The organism is Novosphingopyxis sp., assembly GCF_965218915.1.
Taxonomy (GTDB): Bacteria; Pseudomonadota; Alphaproteobacteria; order Sphingomonadales; family Sphingomonadaceae; genus Novosphingopyxis.
The window spans coordinates 2,051,873-2,069,512 of record NZ_OZ244708.1 but is presented as its reverse complement, the minus strand read 5'-3'; the positions used below and the strand labels follow the sequence as shown (position 1 = coordinate 2,069,512).

The 17,640-nt window shown below is 61.8% G+C and carries 16 protein-coding genes and 1 pseudogene; 14 read left to right on the top strand and 3 right to left on the bottom strand.

Annotation, left to right across the window (positions count from 1 at the left end; all coding sequences use genetic code 11):
* Positions 1–79 precede the first annotated feature (79 nt).
* Positions 80–250: pseudogene (locus ACOQPC_RS09625) on the bottom strand (IS3 family transposase); the annotation flags it as partial.
* 162 nt (positions 251–412) lie between these two features.
* Between ACOQPC_RS09625 and ACOQPC_RS09620 the strand changes: the two are divergent.
* The 9 genes from ACOQPC_RS09620 to ACOQPC_RS09580 all read left to right on the top strand — a co-directional run bounded on the left by ACOQPC_RS09620 (position 413) and on the right by ACOQPC_RS09580 (position 11,949).
* The gene (locus tag ACOQPC_RS09620) at positions 413–2,677 is read left to right on the top strand and encodes a TonB-dependent receptor (protein ID WP_420605519.1); all 2,265 of its coding nucleotides are present in this window, start codon (positions 413–415) and stop codon (positions 2,675–2,677) included.
* A gap of 97 nt (positions 2,678–2,774) precedes the next feature.
* Positions 2,775–3,755 carry a cyclase family protein gene (locus tag ACOQPC_RS09615; protein ID WP_420605518.1) on the top strand — a complete coding sequence of 327 codons (981 nt, stop codon included), beginning with the start codon at positions 2,775–2,777 and terminating at the stop codon, positions 3,753–3,755.
* Positions 3,756–3,771: 16 nt separating this feature from the next.
* Entirely contained in the window at positions 3,772–5,310 is a 1,539-nt protein-coding gene (locus tag ACOQPC_RS09610; RefSeq protein WP_420605517.1) for an AMP-binding protein, read from the top strand.
* A gap of 118 nt (positions 5,311–5,428) precedes the next feature.
* Positions 5,429–6,571, top strand: coding sequence for a thiolase family protein (locus tag ACOQPC_RS09605; RefSeq protein WP_420605516.1), 1,143 nt, complete (start codon positions 5,429–5,431; stop codon positions 6,569–6,571).
* Between the two features lie 125 nt (positions 6,572–6,696).
* Positions 6,697–7,875 carry an aromatic ring-hydroxylating oxygenase subunit alpha gene (locus ACOQPC_RS09600; protein WP_420605515.1) on the top strand — a complete coding sequence of 393 codons (1,179 nt, stop codon included), beginning with the start codon at positions 6,697–6,699 and terminating at the stop codon, positions 7,873–7,875.
* A 49-nt stretch (positions 7,876–7,924) separates the two neighbouring features.
* The gene (locus ACOQPC_RS09595) at positions 7,925–9,598 is read left to right on the top strand and encodes a flavin-containing monooxygenase (protein ID WP_420605514.1); all 1,674 of its coding nucleotides are present in this window, start codon (positions 7,925–7,927) and stop codon (positions 9,596–9,598) included.
* 14 nt (positions 9,599–9,612) lie between these two features.
* A complete protein-coding gene (locus tag ACOQPC_RS09590) occupies positions 9,613–10,461 on the top strand; it encodes an enoyl-CoA hydratase-related protein (RefSeq protein ID WP_420605513.1) in 849 nt (282 codons plus the stop codon).
* Positions 10,458–11,255 carry an SDR family NAD(P)-dependent oxidoreductase gene (locus ACOQPC_RS09585; protein ID WP_420605512.1) on the top strand — a complete coding sequence of 266 codons (798 nt, stop codon included), beginning with the start codon at positions 10,458–10,460 and terminating at the stop codon, positions 11,253–11,255. The genes ACOQPC_RS09590 and ACOQPC_RS09585 overlap by 4 nt, the downstream gene beginning before the upstream one ends.
* 196 nt (positions 11,256–11,451) lie before the next feature.
* The gene (locus ACOQPC_RS09580) at positions 11,452–11,949 is read left to right on the top strand and encodes a TetR/AcrR family transcriptional regulator (RefSeq protein WP_420605511.1); all 498 of its coding nucleotides are present in this window, start codon (positions 11,452–11,454) and stop codon (positions 11,947–11,949) included.
* A 3-nt stretch (positions 11,950–11,952) separates the two neighbouring features.
* Here ACOQPC_RS09580 and ACOQPC_RS09575 read toward each other — a convergent pair whose 3' ends face one another.
* Positions 11,953–12,738 (bottom strand): enoyl-CoA hydratase/isomerase family protein, encoded by a 786-nt coding sequence (locus ACOQPC_RS09575; protein WP_420605510.1) that lies wholly within the window; start codon positions 12,736–12,738, stop codon positions 11,953–11,955.
* A gap of 244 nt (positions 12,739–12,982) precedes the next feature.
* Between ACOQPC_RS09575 and ACOQPC_RS09570 the strand changes: the two genes are divergently transcribed.
* Positions 12,983–13,768, top strand: a complete 786-nt coding sequence (locus ACOQPC_RS09570) for a LuxR C-terminal-related transcriptional regulator (RefSeq protein WP_420605509.1) — start codon at positions 12,983–12,985, stop codon at positions 13,766–13,768.
* A gap of 48 nt (positions 13,769–13,816) precedes the next feature.
* Here ACOQPC_RS09570 and ACOQPC_RS09565 read toward each other — a convergent pair whose 3' ends face one another.
* Positions 13,817–14,740 carry an SDR family NAD(P)-dependent oxidoreductase gene (locus ACOQPC_RS09565; RefSeq protein WP_420605508.1) on the bottom strand — a complete coding sequence of 308 codons (924 nt, stop codon included), beginning with the start codon at positions 14,738–14,740 and terminating at the stop codon, positions 13,817–13,819.
* 212 nt (positions 14,741–14,952) lie between these two features.
* Here ACOQPC_RS09565 and ACOQPC_RS09560 point away from each other — a divergent pair, with 212 nt between their 5' ends.
* From ACOQPC_RS09560 to ACOQPC_RS09545, 4 genes are read left to right on the top strand one after another with little or no spacing between them, the layout of a single operon-like run.
* Positions 14,953–15,141: a CoA transferase gene (locus tag ACOQPC_RS09560; RefSeq protein WP_420605507.1), complete on the top strand. Its 189-nt coding sequence runs from the start codon at positions 14,953–14,955 to the stop codon at positions 15,139–15,141.
* 1 nt (position 15,142) lies between these two features.
* Complete coding sequence (locus ACOQPC_RS09555; RefSeq protein ID WP_420605506.1) at positions 15,143–16,153, top strand: phosphotransferase family protein; 1,011 nt, start codon at positions 15,143–15,145, stop codon at positions 16,151–16,153.
* Positions 16,150–16,548 carry a DUF6285 domain-containing protein gene (locus ACOQPC_RS09550; RefSeq protein WP_420605505.1) on the top strand — a complete coding sequence of 133 codons (399 nt, stop codon included), beginning with the start codon at positions 16,150–16,152 and terminating at the stop codon, positions 16,546–16,548. Before ACOQPC_RS09555 ends, ACOQPC_RS09550 begins: the two co-directional genes overlap by 4 nt.
* 7 nt (positions 16,549–16,555) lie before the next feature.
* On the top strand, positions 16,556–17,617 hold the full coding sequence (locus tag ACOQPC_RS09545; protein ID WP_420605504.1) for a DUF7064 domain-containing protein: 1,062 nt from the start codon (positions 16,556–16,558) through the stop codon (positions 17,615–17,617).
* Positions 17,618–17,640 lie beyond the last annotated feature (23 nt).

Genomic DNA, 17,640 nt, shown 5'->3' with positions numbered 1-17,640 from the left:
GGGGTCGCCAGCTGAGCGAGTGCGGTGCGCCGAAGCAGAAGCGCACCGCCAGTTCGCGCGATGACAGCTCGCTGTAATTCAGCGCCATCTCGACGACGCGCGGATTCTGAACCTCGCCGGTTGTCGCGGTTCGTGCCGTATCACCAGCCAGGCGGCGCTTGCCCGCTTCCGTGAACTCGTTCGACCAAGTGCAGTACAAGCTTTGAGCAATGCCGTCCTTGCAGCACAGTTCGGCAATGCTGTCCTCGCCGCACCATTCGCAGGATCATCATTGCCCTGGCATAAAAAGTTTCTAGGAACGCTACCCCTTATTATTGCCCCCCGATCTGGGGGTATGGTTTCGGCACGATCGTGACGGTATTTAAACGATCAGAAAATTATCAGTCCTGGACTGAGGCCGAGGGAGAAGGACGTGAAAGCCAAGTTTCTGAATGCCGTCGGGCCGGTTGTCCTTGTTCCCGCGATGGCGGTCGCGTTTCCGAACCCGGCCATGGCGCAGGACACGGCGCTGCAAGACGATGACGGTCCGGCTCTGCCGGGCACCAGCGAGCCCGATGACCCCATCGGCGAGATCATCGTCACCGCGCAAAAGCGGTCCGAAACTCTGCAGGAAACGCCGCTGTCGATTAGCGCGGTGACCGGCGATGAACTGGCGCAAAAGCAGGTGACGAACATCAACCAGCTCAACGGGCTGGTGCCCAACGTGCAGATCAACACCGCGAACGGCGTCGCCCACATCACCATCCGCGGTATCGGCATCGAATTCACGCAGCCCGGCGGCGAGGCGAACGTCGCCTATCATGTCGACGGCGTCTACGTTTCCCGTCCGACCGCGACCACCGACAGCTTTTTCGATGTCGAACGCCTCGAAGTCGTGCGCGGTCCGCAGGGAACCCTCTATGGCCGGAACGCCACGGGCGGAGCGATCAACGTCATTACGCGCAACCCTACCGATTACCTCAGCGGTTATGCGAATGTATCGGTCGGCAACTACGGCAGCGTAGAGACGGCCGCCGCGATCAGCGGGCCTTTGACCGACGGTGTTTCCGCGCGTCTGGCATTCGCGACCAGCGATCGCGGGGGATACGGCGAGCAGGGCAATAACCTTCCCCTCGACAACCAGCACACCAAAGCGATCCGCGCCAAGCTGAAGATTGAGCCATTGGATGTGTTTTCCGTCGTGTTGTCGGGCGATTACTTCCATCAGGACGACTATTCGGGCACGTTCAACTACATCCGCATCGGCGACAACGGATTGCCGAATGTCGACGTGCAGTTCGGCGGTGTGATTGCGGACAACCCGTTCCGCGATACGACGTCGCTGTTTCCCAGCGGAACGAAAAAGGACGACTGGAGCCTGACGGCCGAGGCCAATCTCGATCTGAGCGATAACATCATCCTGACCTCGATCACCGGATACCGCAACACCGACTATTATTCGCAGTGGGAACAGACGTCGACCAATGCCGGCGGCGGCCACTATCGCCAGGCTGAAAAAGCCGACCAGTTCAGCGAGGAGTTGAGGCTGAGTGGCGATGCGGGCGATCTGGAATATGTCCTTGGTGCCTATTATTTCAAGGAAAACCAGGATCTGATCGCGAGCGACGATTACGCCTCCCAGATATTCGGCGTGGTGCCGAACTATCGTATCGCCGGATATGCGATTGGCGGCATGCTCAAAACGAAGGCCGCCGCAATCTTCGGGCAGGTCGGCTACGAATTTTCGCCGCAGTTCGGGATCGATGTCGGCGCGCGTTACAGCTGGGAGAAGAAGACCAAATTCGACGAAGGGTTCGCCTTCTCGTTCGCGCCCTATGTCGAGGGCGAATTGCCTCCTTACGAGCAATTCATCCCGTTCGACAAGGTCAGCAGCAGCGCATTTACTCCCAAAGTCACGCTGCGCTTCGAACCGACCGAGCGCATGCACCTGTACGCGACTTATTCGCGCGGTTTCAAATCGGGCGGCTTTTCGATAGGCACGGTTTCGCCCGCGTTCGAGCCGCAGAAGCTGACCGACTACGAAGTTGGGTTGAAGGCAGACTGGCTGGGCGGCGCACTGCGCACCAACCTGTCGGCGTTCTACTATGATTATTCGAATCTGCAGGTGCAGTTCGTGACCGAACGCGATGGCGCGGCGATCACCGAGGTCAAGAGCGCGGGCGAGGCCAAGCTCTACGGTATAGAGGCCTCGATCATCGCCGTTCCGGTTGAGAATCTCGAACTCAGCCTCGATGCGGGCTGGCTTCACTCCGAATACGTGGTGTTTTCCGCCATCGACCCGACCCGACCGACGCTGAACGGCGGTGCGCCTCTCGATCTGAAGGGCAACCATCTGACGCAGGCGCCGAGTTACACCATCAACGCCGCGATCGAAAAGAAATTCCCGATGCAGGCGGGCGACCTGTCGCTGCGCGGCGAGGCGCACATGGTGGGACGCACCTACTACACCCCGTTTAACACCGAGCCATTCTCGCAAAGCCCGTACGAACTGTTCGATGCCTACGCAAATTTCGAGCCCACCAACGGAGACTGGACGTTCGGCCTGTTCATCAAGAACATCACCGACAAGACCTATCTCCAGTCGGCCGGACAGCAGGCCCCCTTCGCGGGCGGCTATGTCTACGGCAACGCTGGTCCGCCGCGCACTTATGGCGCGCGCGTGGAATTCCGTTTTTAACCAATCCCCGACCGCGCGTCCCGACGGACGCGCGGCACAACGTTGCGGGGTCGCGCAACAGGGGTGGGGCAGCGACAACTTTTGCAGGAGAAACGCCATGGGCAGCCATCACAATCACGACGACGACGGCAGCCTTGCCGCCATTCTCAGGGACTCGCCCAAGAACTGGGGAAAGTGGGGTGACGACGACGAGATCGGATCGCTCAATTATCTTGACGCGGCAGAAGTTCTGCGCGGAGTGAGCGAGGCGAGGCAGGGCAAGACCTTCACCCTGCAAATCCCTATCGGTCATGAAAAGGGTGACATCCTGTGGCCCGGATCGGCCCGCGGCCCGGCGATCCATCACAACATCCTCGACAAGGGCGATTATTATTGTGGGCGCGGACCGGCAGCGCCCGGCGGGTCCGAATATTCCGACGACATGATCATTATGTATCTGCAAGGATCGACGCAATACGACGCGCTCGGCCATGCCTGGATCGAGGATGAGCTTTATAACGGATACGATGCCCGCACGACGGGGCAAAAAATGACCAAGGCCGACGTCTACCCCATTGCCGAGCGCGGGGTCGTCGGGCGCGGCGTGCTGCTCGACATCGCGCGCCATCGCGGCAAGGAGCGGCTCGAACGCGGGGAAACGGTCACCCACGAAGATCTCATGGCGGTTGCAGACGCGCAGGGGATCACGATCGAGAAGCGCGACGTCCTGCTGATGCGAACCGGCTGGGTCGGGTCGTATTACCGGATGGAACCCGAAGAGTTCTACGCCGACTTCAACGAACCCGGTCTCACCTATTCGCCCGAATTAGTGCAATGGTTCGCGGACATGGAGATCCCCAACCTCGTCACCGACACGATCGCGAACGAAGTGTCGCTCGACCCTAACAACGGCTCCTTCCTGCCCTTGCACATCGCGCTCATGCGCAATCTGGGCGTGCTGTTCACCGAGATCGCCTCGCTCGACGCTCTGGCCGAGGATTGCGCTGCGGACGGGCAGTACAGCTTCCTCTACACGGCCGCTCCGCTCAAGGTCAAAGGCGGATCGGGCGCGCCGGTAAACCCCATCGTCATCAAGTAAGTGCGGACCCAAACCCATGAATTTCGTGAAGATCGGCAGCAGCGAAAGCGACGGCAAGACCATCATGGCCAATGCCGCCCGGGCGGCATCGGGCCTGCGCATGATGGGAGTCGAGCCCGGTGACGTCATCGCGCTGCTGTTGCGCAACGACTTCCCTTTTCTGGAAGCATCCCAGGCGGCGGGCCGCATCGGTGCCTACCCGGTCCCGGTAAACTGGCACGCATCGCCATCCGAAGCGGCTTTTATCATCGAGGATTCGGGCGCCAAGGTGCTGATCGCTCATGGCGATCTTTTTGCGGCGATGCAGTCGCACCTTCCCGCGGGCGTCGAGGTCGTCGTCGTGCCGACACCGGAGGAGTTGCTCGATCGTTATGGGGCAGAGAAGGAGGCGGTTGCCGACGAAGTTCTGCTTTGGCCCGACTGGATAGAATCGAACGCGGCGATCGAGGAGCCGCCTTTCGCCAATCGCGGGGCAATGATGTACACGTCTGGCACCACCGGCCGCCCGCGCGGCGTCATGCGCGAACCGCCGAGCGAGCCTATCGGCAAATCCTCTTTTGAGATGTTCCTGACGATTACCGGCATGGCACCCTATCTCGACCGGCCGGAGGAGGCGACGGCGCTCATGGCTGCGCCGCTTTACCACGGCACGCCCAACGGTTGGGCCCAGGCGCTGGTCCCGATGGGCGTGAACCTCGTCATCGAGACGAAGTTCGATGCCGAACAGGTGCTCGCCCATATCGAGGAATACCGCATCACCCACGCACTTCTGGTGCCGACGATGTTTGTACGCCTTTTGCGGCTGCCCGAAGCGGTGCGCAAGCGGTACGACCTGTCGAGCCTGAAATTCGTTATGCACGCGGGCGCGCCTTGTCCGGCCCCGGTGAAGCGCGATATGATCGACTGGCTCGGCCTGATCGTCAGCGAGCACTACGGTTCGACCGAGGTCGGTGTCATTACCTATTGCGACGCGCAGGAATGGCTCGACCACCCCGGCACGGTGGGCAAGGCGCTCGAACATGTGAAGATCGAAATCGTTGATGAAAACGACGAGCCGCAGCCGACGGGCGAAACCGGCGAGATCCTGTGTCGCAATTTTGGCTTTCCGAACTTTTCCTATCACAACGACCCAGAAAAGCGCGCCAGGGCTGAACGGCACGGGCTGATCTCGCTGGGCGACGTCGGCTATCTTGATGACGACGGCTATCTCTACCTTTGTTCGCGGTCGTCCGAAATGATTATTTCGGGCGGCACGAACATCTATCCTGCAGAGATCGAAGCCGAATTGCTGAAGAACGACGCGATCGTCGATTGCGCCGTGTTTGGTATCCCTGATGACGAGTTCGGAGAGAAGGTCTGCGCCTATATCCAGCCGCGCCCCGGGGTCGCAATCGACGAAGATGCGATCGTCACGCGGCTGCGTGCAAACCTTGCCGGGTACAAGATCCCGCGCCGGATCGTGCTGACCGACGAATTGCCGCGCGAGGATTCTGGCAAAGTGTTCAAGAGGCGGCTTCGCAATCCCTACTGGAAGGACAAGAACCGCACGATTTAACCGCCCAACTCGTAATTGATCGACCCTTAAACAAAGTTCCCTTCGGCACTGGTTGGCGGCAAGGCACCAGACCCTTGCACGCGCCGTTCTGGCCGCGCCGCACAGCAGGAGATTTCCCATGAAGCGAGCCGTCATCGTCAACGCCCTTAGAACGCCGATCGGGCGGCGCAACGGCAGCCTATCCACCATCCACCCGGTTGACCTGACCGCGCAGATGCTAAACGGGCTGGTCAAAGAGGCGGGCATCGACCCGGCGCTGGTGGACGACGTGATCTGGGGCTGTGTCAGCCAGATCAACGAACAGGCAAGCGACATCGCCCGCAGCGCGGTGATTGCCGCGGGCTGGCCGCTGACCGTGCCGGGTGTGACAATCGACCGGCAGTGCGGTTCTTCGCAGCAGGCCGTCCACTTCGCCGCGGCGGGCCTCGTCGCCGGGCATTACGACGTGGCCGTTGCGGGCGGTACCGAAATCATGTCGCTGGTCGAAATGGGCTCAACTAGCGGGACCGCCGATTGCTTCGGCCCCACATTCGTCGATCGCGTGGGCGGTTATCCCTCGCAGGGTGAGGGTGCCGAACTGATCGCCCGCAAGTGGAACCTGACGCGCCGCGAAATGGACGAACTCGGCTTCGAATCGCACCGCCGTGCCGCCGCGTCGCAGGATGCAGGTGAATTTGATGCCGAAATCCTGCCGATCACGCTTCCTGACGGGCGCGTTTTTGAAAAAGACGAGGGCATTCGTCGCGGCGGATCGGTCGAGGATATGGGCAAGATCCGCCCCGCGTTTCGCGAAGACGGTTTGATCGCCGCTGGCAACGCCTCGCAGATTTCCGATGGATCGTCGGCACTGCTAATGATGACCGAAGAGAAGGCGGCCGAGCTCGGTATGACGCCGATCGCGGCGGTGCACACGGTGGCGTTGGGCGGCGACGATCCGAAACTGATGCTGACCGCGCCGATCCCCGCCACGCGCAACGTGTTTCGACGGTCGGGGCTAGGCCTGGCGGACATCGGCACCTTCGAATTCAACGAAGCATTCGCATCGGCCACCCTAGCATGGATGCAAGACATCGGCGCTGATCACGCAAAAGTGAACCCTCAGGGCGGAGCAATCGCGCTGGGCCATCCGTTGGGCGCATCAGGAACGCGGCTGATGACCACGCTGGTCCACCGGATGAAACGCGAGGGCATCCGCTATGGTTTGCAAACCATGTGCGAAGGCGGCGGCATGTCGAATGCGACGATCCTCGAACTGATGTGAACAACGCACACCTTATCCCGCTACGCTACAAACACTTTTGAACGTTCGTTAAATAATATTAGCGCAGCGGGCCGTTGTGCGCTACAAACATTTTTGAAAATTGATTCGAAAATGGAGCAAGGGACATGAGAGAAGCGCGTGAAGTCGAGCTCAGCACTGAATTCTTTCGCATGTACGATGCGGGCTCGACTAGCATGGCCGATGCCGTCCGCCCGCAATCGACCCATGTCTATTCCAACGCTGGCTTTCTGAAGCACGAGCGTAAGATATTGTTCCGCGGGCACCCGCTCTATGTCTGCATGGCGGGCGATGTCGCCGTGCTGGGCAGTTACGTCACCGCGGAATTGGATGGACTGCCGGTAGTCGTCATCCGCGGCAAGGACGGCGAACTGCGCGCTCTGGTCAACATGTGCATCCACCGCGGATCGCGCGTTTTTACCCAGGAACGCGGCACGGTGCGCGGGCGGGGGGTGTCGTGCCCGTTCCATGCCTGGACTTTCGACACGCGAGGCGCCCTGCTCGGCAGGCCCCACTCGAAAGGGGGCTTCGACAGCTGTGCAGATGAGGGGGCCGGCATGCGGCAACTGCCCTTGTTCGAACGCCACGGCGCGATCTTCGTTTCCCCTCTGGAGGCGGACGATCCGGTCCCCGCGCCCGTCGATCCCGCCGCCATATTCGGCGATGCGGATGCCGATATCGCCGATCTGTCGCTCGCCAATTGCCGCTTCCACGGATCGGCCACACGCAAGCTAGCGCTGAACTGGAAGCTGGTGATCGACACCTTTCTCGAAGCCTACCACGTTTTTGCGCTGCACCGCGATTCGTTGGCCACCCGGCAATTGCATTCGCCCTCGGTGTTCGAGGACATGGGGCCGGTCGGGCTGGTCATCGGTGTGCGCAAAAGCGTGCTCGACGAGCAGGCCAAGGCGCCGCAGGACCGGCGGTTCAGCCCCTATGCGACGCTGCAGTACATCGTCTATCCCAACGTCATCATCTCGCATCAGATCGACCATATCGAGACCTGGATGGTGTTCCCAGGCGAGCATCCGGGCGAAGCAATCGCGACGACGAGCATCTATTCTTACGGCGACGTCATCGACGACCGGACCAAACGCTACCTGAGCCGCAGCATCGAAGTGTTGATGGATGTCACCGACAAGGAAGACTTTCCGCAAGTGATGCAGACGCAAAAGGCACTGATGGCCGGCGGAGCGAAAGAATTCGTCTTCGGCCGCAACGAGCCGGGCCTCATTCACTATCATGAGTGGCTCGACCGCGCAATGGAACGCGGCGTCTCCGCGTGACGGCCTTTGCCCCCCTTTACCCATTCCCCATGCAGATAAGGGAAAACCAATGAACAATCCGGCATCCGCGCCCCGGGCGGGCGGCGAGAAGAAGGTTATCTCGCTCGACGCGGTGGTTATCGGCGCGGGCTTTTCGGGGCTCTATGCCCTGCACCAGCTGCGCGATCACCTAGGTCTTGATACGCGTATCGTCGAACTGAACGAAGGGGTCGGCGGCACCTGGTACACCAATCGCTACCCCGGCGCGCGTTGCGATACCGAAAGCTATATCTACTGCTATTCGTTCGACGGCGAGCTGCTGGGCGACTGGCGGTGGAGCTCGAAGTATCCCAAGCAGGACGAACTGCTGACCTACTTCAACCACGTCACCGATCGGTTCGCCTTGCGCCGCAGCATCGACTTTCAAGTGCGGATCACCGGCGCCACTTACGATGAGGAGCGCCACCGCTGGCGCCTGCATACCGAGGGCGGGGTCGAATACGATTGCCAGTTCGTCGTCACCGCGATGGGGACGCTGTCTTCGGTGCCGTTCACGCCGTTCGTCGAGGATATCGAGAAGTTCAAAGGCGAATGGCATCACACCGGCGCATGGCCCTTCGAGGGCGTCAATCTGAAGGACAAGAAGGTTGCCGTCTTCGGAACCGGCTCCACGGGGGTTCAGACCATTCCGGTCATCGCCAAGGAAGCCGAACATCTGTACGTCGTCCAGCGTTCGCCGCAGTACACAATCCCCGCGCGCCACGCCGATGTCGATGACGAGACTTTCGATCGCATCCAGTCCGAATACGACGATATCTGGGCTCGGGCGCGGTCGTCGGCGGGGGGATTCCCCTGGCAGCATAACGGGCGCGACGCGCTGACCGAAAGCGACGAGGATCTCAACGCGTTCCTCGAAACTATGTGGGCGCAGGGCGGGCTGCAGTTCGTGTTCGGATCCTATCGCGACCTGCTGACCGATCTCGACGCCAACGACCGTGTCGCCCGTTTCGTCCGCTCCAAGATCGCCGCACGGCTCGGCGATGAGGAACTGGCCGACAGCCTAGTGCCGAAAGACCACCCGTTCGGTTCGCGCCGTCCGGTGATTGACACGAATTACTTCGAAACGTTCTTGCGCGACAATGTCACCTTGATCGACTTGACAAAGGAACCCCTGATCGGCGCGACCGAAAACGGCATCCGCACCGAAAAGGGCGAATACGACATCGACGTGCTGGTCTTTGCCACCGGGTTCGATGCGGTCACCGGGCCGTTCATGCGGCTCGACATTCGCGGACGAGGCGGCAAAACGATCCAGCAGCACTGGGAAGACGGCCCGGCCAGCTATCTCGGCCTCATGGTCCGCGGATTCCCCAACATGTTCACCATCACCGGCCCCGGATCGACGTTTGGCAACCATGCGGTCACCATGGAACACCACGTCGAATGGATCGCCGACGCCATCGAATACATGCGCGAAAACGAAATCGCCGCGATGGAACCGAGCCAAGAGAGCGAGGACCAGTGGGGCCGCGACCTGATCGACCAGGTCGAGAAGACGGTCGTTTCCAAGGGATCGTCGTGGTGGTCGGGCGAAAACATCCCCGGCAAGAAGCGGCGTCCTTTGTTCTCGGTCGCCAGCCACAAGCATTACCGCAAGCTCTGCAAAACCGAAGCCGAAGGCGGATACGACAATTTCGAGAAAGAACCCGCTGCCGCAGACGCCCTGCAGGACGTGAAGAACTGAGAAGGATGAGTGAGATGAGCTCTACCGAAAGCACCGACGCGCCTGCGATCTACGAAAAGATCGGGCAGGTCGCCTATTTCCGCATCAACCGGCCCAGTCGGTCGAACTCGCTGAACGGCGGCGCGCTCGACGTTCTCGACCATGCCTTGGCCGATGCGGCGGCCGACGACGAGATCAAGGTCTTGCAGTTCGAGGGGCTGGGCAAGGGTTTCTGCGCGGGATACGATCTCGCACCGACGGGAGCGATCAACATCAAGACGCAGACCGTACCCGAGGACTGGTTGCGGCTGACCCGCAACAACGCCCGCTGGGAATCGATCTACAGCTTTCCAAAACCGACCATTGCCAAAGTCCACGGCTTTGCGCTGGCCGGCGGGTTCGAACTGGCGATGTCGTGCGATTTCGTGATCGCTGCTGAGGATACCCGCATCGGCCACCCGCCGCTGCGCTCGCTGGGCGTGCCGCCGTTCTTGGTCTTTCCGCAGGTTCTGGGCCACCGCGCGACGCGCGAAATGTTGCTTACCGGCAATTCGGTTTCGGGCCGCGACGCCTACGAACGCGGGTGGATCACGCGTGCGGTTCCGGCGGACAATCTAGAGGAAGCGAACGACCAGGTTCTCGCCTCGCTTTGCGCGATGCCGTTAATAAACCTCAAGCTGATCAAGGCATCACTGCTTAAGGCCGATCTCATGAACGGCAATCGCGCCGTTCGGGCGATGGGGCCGGAATTCGACGCGATCGCGCATCGCGCAGATTCGGCCGAGATATTTTGGAACACGGTCGACGAAAAAGGCCTGACCACCGCCCTGCGTGAGCGTGATGCACCGTTCGTCGAATGGTCTTACGGCGACAAGCAAGTATGAAAAGCGGGCTTGCCCTTCACGCCAAGTCGGTCGTCGTGACTGGGGGCGCGTCCAACATCGGACGCGCCATCGCGCTCGCCTTCGCCGCCGAAGGCGCGTGGGTCACGATTTTCGACATCGACGAGGCGCAGACTGCAACGACTGTCTTCGACGCCGCCAACCTACCCGGGACCATCGTCGGCCACGCCTGCGACATGTGCGACATAGAGGCGGTGGAGCGTGGGGTGGCTAACGTCGTCGCGGCGCAGAGCGGTATTGACGTGCTTGTCAATAACATGGGGTGGAGCCGTCCTGCATGGTTCGCGGACATCCCCATCGAAGACATCCGCAAGGCGGTTGATCGCAATCTCTATAGTGTGATCTACGCGACGCGCGCGGTTTTGCCAACGATGGCAGGCGCGGGCGGCGGGTCGATCGTCTCGGTCGCCTCGGATGCGGCCTTCGGTGAACTGAGAAGCGCAGTATATGGCGCGGCGAAGGGCGGCGTCGTGTCGTTCATGAAGAACATCGCGCTCGAATACGGACGCAAGGGCGTACGTTGCAACGTTGTCGCGCCGGGCCTCGTGCTGCCGCCCAGCGCAAAGGATGTCGGCGAAAATAGCCTGTGGGCCGTCGGCGGCGACATGGTTATCGATGATAAGGGGCGCGGCGATATCGTGCGGTCCATCCCGCTGCGCCGCTTGACGACCCCTGCCGATGTTGCAGGTTCGGTGCTCTATCTCGCCAGCGACCGGCTCTCGGCGCAAGTGACGGGGCAGGTCATCAGCGTGTCCGGCGGGAGCCAGATGCCCTGACCCGGCGATTGCGTCACGCGATCCACGCACTATGGTTCGGCCTCGGCCCGGATGCGGGCGCGCGAGGCAAGACACGATGACGGCATCAGACACGCAAGAGGGCGGAACGCCCGTCACCAAAGCAGAAAAGACGCGTCTCCGCCTGCTGGGCGCGGCGGCGCGCGCGTTGAAGGAGCGCGGGTTCGGCAACTTGCGCTTGTCCGACATCGCCAACATTGCCGAGGTTCAACCCGCTGCGCTCTATTATCATTTTCCGTCGAAAGAAGCGTTGATCGAGGAAGTCGTGACGCTGGGGCAGCGGCGCGTGCTCGATAACGTTGCCCGCCTGGCTGGCGCATCGACAGGGCTGAGCGTGCTCGACCGCATTCGCCTCGCGATCCGTGCCCATTTGGAGATTACGCTGCGCGATTGCGATTTTGCCAGCGCCTCCATCCGGACCTTAGGACAGCTTCCCGCAGATATCCGCGAACGGCAACTGGTCGAGCAGCGCCGTTACGGCGATTTCTGGCGCCAATTGATCGCGGAAGGCATTGGGAACGGCGAAATCAAGCGCGACGTGCCGGCCAGCGCGCTACGCATGCTGGCGCTGGGCGCATTGAACTGGATGCCCGAGTGGTGGGATCCGGGGCAGGGGAGCATCGAGGACATCATCACGGCGGCGCAGGCGGTAATCGTCGACGGTTTGCGCGCCTAATGGCTAGGATCCGTTGAAGCTGGGTGCCTCGCCGCGCAGCACGGCCGCCATCGCCTGCTGCGCGTCATCGCTCCGCGACAATTCCGAAACGGTCCGCGCTTCGGTTTCGAGCTGGGTCGCAAAATCGGCTTGGTACGATGCATTGGCCAGCCGCTTGATCGCGCCATAGGCCAGTGTCGGCCCTGTGGCCAGCCGCCGCGCGTGGCCGAGGGCGGCATCCTGAAGCATATCGTTGGGCACGACCTTGCTAACCAGACCGATCTCGTACGCCTGTGTGGCGGACAGGCTCTTGCCTTCGAACACCAAGTTGCGGAAATTGCGCATCCCGATCAGGCGCGTAAGCGTCCACGATACGCCGCCGTCGCCGCACAGGCCGACTGCGTCGTAGGCAAAGGCGAACTTCGCCCCTTCGCCCGCGTAGACATAGTCGCCCAGCGCCGCGAGCGCGAGACCTGCCCCGGCCGCCGCCCCGTTCACCGCGATGATCAGCGGGGCATTCATCGCCGCAAAATGGCTGACGGCGAGGTGATAGTCGACGACGGTGGAGCGAATCGTCCAGGCGATATCGTCCGATTCGCCCATCATTGACAAGTCGCCGCCGAAACAGAAATCGCGTCCATCAGTGCGGAGCAGGACAGCGCGAACCGTATCGTCGAGTGAATAGCGCATCGCCAGTTCGCGCAATTCGATCGTGCATTGCGCGTCGAGCACGTTGCCCCTGCCGGTTCCCGAAAGGGTCAGGATGGCGAGTCCGTCCTCGCGTTCCTCAACCACCCGTCGCTGCGTCATGTCCCGATCCCTTCCCGCCGCCAGCGCCTTTGCGCCGAAGCTTGCATTCGATTTAATTAATCACTAAATCAATTAACGCGCCGGTCAAGATGCCAGGCGCGATCGGGATATCGCCGAACGGACTATTTCGCAAACCGGGGAATGGTAGTACAAGGCATATCCGAGAAACAAACGGCATCCGCGGAACGAGATGCCGCAGGTTACGGCCACCGCCTTTCGCGTCGGCCGGGCGGGAGAATAAGAGGTGGGCGAGGAAGAGCTGTACAGAACGCTGGCGAGTGTCAGTCGCCACAATGCCGCGCTGCGCACTAGCCGGTCGATCAACGCAGCCTACGATCATCTTGCCTGCGTCGGCGAGATCGTCGGCCTGCCCAAGCTCGGTTTCGTCGACAATGTGCTCAACGATCGCCCGCTGCTAATCGGCAGGGGCCGGTCTTTGCAGCACGACGTCATCGGCTGGTGCCCCAAGATGCTGAGCTGGTGGTATGAACAGCGCATTTTTCTGAACCACCCTGACGTGCGTCATGCGAAATCGACGATGATGCCGTTCATGAGCCGGGTGCAGGACGCGCGCCCTTGCGAACTCAGCCGCCAGGAAAACGAGATCCGCAGCCTACTCTCCGATGCGGGACTGGCCAGCGAATTGCTGATCCCGGTCCACTTGCCGCGCGGCGGCGTCTCGATCGTCGCGTGGAGCAGCGAGGAAGCGCGGGCGGGCGACGCGGTTCCCGACGAGGTCCGCTTGTCTATGATGGCGACCGCTTATGCTTTCGTCGATTTGATCGAGAAACAGCGCGTCGGGCAGGAACCGCGCACCACCTTGCTTACCGCACGCCAGCGCGAATGCCTGTCGCTTATCACGCAAGGGAGCAGTGTCAAGGAAGTGGCGATCGCGTTGAAATTGTCGCCGCACACGGTGCAGGACTACCTGAAGGCCGCGGCCCGCCGCCTCGGTGCGCGAAGCCGTTCGCATCTCCTGTCGATGGCGCTGTCACGTGGCGAACTGGACGAAACCATCACCTGTCATTGATCGGAACCCCATGGTGCGGGGCGGGTCGCCACCCGCCCCGCAACGCGATCAGGTGTTTTCGAACCACAGCCCATGCTGCTTGATCAACGCGATCGGCCGGTCGGGGGGGGCATGATCGATTTGGGCGGCGTCGGTCATGTCGGTAATGCGGTCCCAATTCTGCTCGATCATTTTGAGTGTCACCGGTTGCGACGGGTCGAAACTGACCAATTCGTTTTCGAACATCGCGACGCGGCCGTATCCGCCCGCCATCGCTTCGATGACCAGCCCCGTCCGGGTGTTCTCGCGGCTGGCGAGCCAGAGGAGGGCCGGAACGACAGTGTCTGAGGTCATGTAGCGTTCGAGCGCAGGCGGGTTGAGCCCCGCGCTCATCGGCGTGACCGCTGCCGGCGAAATCGCGTTCAGCGTCACGCCCTTGCGTGCCCCTTCGATGGCGAGCGTGTTGATCATGCCGATCCCGCCCATCTTCGCCGCGGCATAACCGGTTTGGCCGAAATTGCCCATGTAGCCGACCATCGAGGTCGCGACGATGATCCGGCCATAGCCCTTTGCGGTCATGTGCGGCCAGCACGCGTGCGTGACGTAAAGCGTGCCGAGCAGGTTGACGTTGATCACGGCTTCGAGATCGTCGACGCTCGCCTTGGCGAAACTGCTGTCGCGCGTGATTCCAGCATTGTTGACACAGATATCGACCTGTCCCCACGCGGCGATGGCAGCTGCGACCAGCGAGGCGGCGCCGTCCTTGGTGGCGACATTGTCTTGGTTGGCCAATGCTTTTCCGCTGGCCGCGCAGATCTCGTCGGCGACTTGCGCGGCGGCACTGATCCTCTGCCCATCCTGGCCCTCTATCATTGCCAGGTCATTGACCAGGACCTTGGCTCCGCGCGCCGCCAGCGCAAGCGCGTAATCGCGGCCAAGACCGCCTCCGGCACCTGTGACGATCGCGACCTGGTCGTCGAAACGAATAGACATGGCTTCCCCTTGAATACTCTTTTTGATCGTGCGCAGCGACACAAGACGATAAGACTTAATGATCGAACAAACAAAAAACAGCAACCCGCTAAAATGGGGATATGGAGGTGCTGCGGGCCATCGGGTATGGCAGGGTGTGCACCCGCCGTGACAAGTGGGTCGATCGCAAGCGTAACGAAGGACCGGCGCGCCTGCGCATGAAGGGTGGAAGTATGGCAGGGCCGTTGCACGGTATCCGGATCGTAGAACTGGCGAGTATCGGCTCAGGGCCTTTCGCCGCGACCATGCTGGCCGACCACGGTGCGCAAGTCGTGCGGATTGAGCGGCGCGGCATCAGCGCCGAGGCGCGCACTGCGATGCGCCGCGACATCCTCTTGCGATCCCGCACGATGGAGATCTGACATGTCGCAGACCGACACCACGATAGAACCGCTTATCGCCGCGCTGGTCGCCCGCATCGAACCGCGGGCGGAACTGATCTCTGCACGCATCCTGTCGGGCGGGACGAGTCAGGATAGCTGGCTGATCGAAACGCGCCTTGGCAAACGCCCGCACGATTTCGTGCTGCGCCGCGCACCGGGAGGTGACGGGGAAAAGCGCGACGATGCGATTGGCCTCGACGCGGAGGCGGAGGTTATCCGGGCCGCGGGCAAAAATGGCGTACCCGTTCCCGGCATCGTTACCCGCTTAAGGCCGGAGGACGGGCTGGGTACAGGCTTCGTCATGAACCGGGTTTTAGGCGAAACCGTCGCGCGCAAGATTTTCCGCGCCGAAGATCTCGCTGCGATCCGCCCGCGCTTGGCGCACCTGTGTGGCGAGGCGCTGGCCCGTATCTCGCAAGTCCCGCTCGATGCCATCCCATCGCTTGAAACCTGGGATGCGGCGCGACGGCTGGCCGACGCGCGCGCGTTGCATGCCCGGCAGGGACTGACCCGTCCCGCGATCGACTATACCCTGAACTGGCTGGAAGAACGGCTTCCTGCCGACCAACCCCGCCCGCGACTGGTCCATGGTGATTTTCGCAACGGCAACCTGATGATCAATGCCGATGGCGTCGGCGCGGTTCTTGATTGGGAAATCGCGCATTTCGGTTCGCCGATAGAGGATTTGGGCTGGTTCTGCGTGCCGTCGTGGCGGTTCGGACGGCTCGACGACGTGGCTGGCGGGTTCGGCCCGGTCGAGGACCTGCTCGCCGGGTACGAGGCGGGGGGTGGGCCGCCGGTCGATCGCATCGAACTGCACTTCTGGACGGTGCTCGGCACGCTGATGTGGGGGCAGGTGTGCATCCGCACCGCGTTCGAATTTCGTAACGAGCGCTTTGCGATCGAACCGGCCGTGATCGGTCGCCGCCTGTCCGAGGTGGAACTGGACCTGATGATGCTGACCGGTGCGCGCGATGGAGAACTACTGTGAGAGCCGCTCCTTCCTCTGCCGAAATCCTGCAGGTCGTCGCACATTTCCTGAAGGAAACGGTCGCGCCGCAACTGGGCGAGGCGGACCGTTTCTATGCGCTGGTCGCTGCAAACGGCGTGCAAACGGTGCGGCGCGAAATCGAACTCGGCGGCGTTGCCGACGCGGCCGCGCTCAACCGACTGCGCGCGCTCTTGGAAAGCCCGGACGGCGAACTGGCAACTTTGAACGAAACGCTGTCGGCGCGGATTGCGGACGGAACCCTGCCGATGCACGATCCGGGCCTGTGCGCGCATCTCGTCGCCACCGCGCTTGACGAAGCCGCCATCGACCAGCCGCGCCACCCCACTATAGAGCGTATGCGCGCCGCCGTCGCCAGCCCCCCGACCGAAGGATGAAGCGAGCATGATTGTACCTGACGGCATGACCCTGCGACTCGACCCGCAGGACGAATACACGCACGAGCCGGAGCCGGTCCGCAATTACAACGAATCCATGTATTTCAATGCGATGGATCACAAGAGCGGGGTCGGCTTGTGGGTGCGGATCGGCAACCGCGTCAACGAAGGCCACGCCGAGATGACGTGCTGCGTCTATCTGCCTGGAAACCGCGTGGGGTTCTTGTTCAGGCGGGTCGAGATCACCCACAACCGCGAAATGGCGGCGGGCGGCATGCGGTTCGAAGTGGTCCGCCCGCTCGAGACGCTGACAGTCACCTATGACGGCGATGTCCTGCTGATGGCGGACGCGACCGACATGCTCGACCCCAAGCGCGCCTTCGGCAACAACCCCAAGGTGGCCTGCCGGATCGCGCTCGAATTTACCGGCGTATCGCCCGTCTATGGCGGCGAAATCGTCAACATGGACGGATCGAGCTGGAATCTCGACCCCGAGAAGGAAACGCTGCGCGGCCATATCGAACAGCACATGACGGTGACCGGAACGATCCGCGTGGGCGAGGAGGACTACGTCATTGACGGGCATGGCTATCGCGACAAGAGCTGGGGCCCCCGCCACTGGGACAATTTCTACTGGTACAAGTGGCAGAACGTCACGTTCTCTCCCGACTTCGGCATGATGATGACGATCCGCGGTCGCGCCGACGGCGATCCGGTCATCTATGGCCACGTCCTGCGCGACGGCAAGCTGGAACACCTGACCGACGTTTTCACGCAGACCGAATATAGCGACGGATATTATCCAAAGCGGATCGTCACGCGGCTGGTGACGGAAAAGCGGAAATACGTGCTCGTCGGCGACATGGACACCGTCATCCCGCTGCGCCACCGCCGCACGAAGCCCGACGGGACGACCAGCCACGCCCGCATTACCGAAGCGATCATGCGCTATCGTTGCGAAGGAATGGAAGCGTTCGGCATGTCGGAAAATTTCGACATGATCAAGGACAGCGTTCCGCTCTCGGTCACGCTGGTTGCCGCGTGCACCGAAGACAGGCTGCCAGAATGACACGCGATAGCGGGGACAGGATT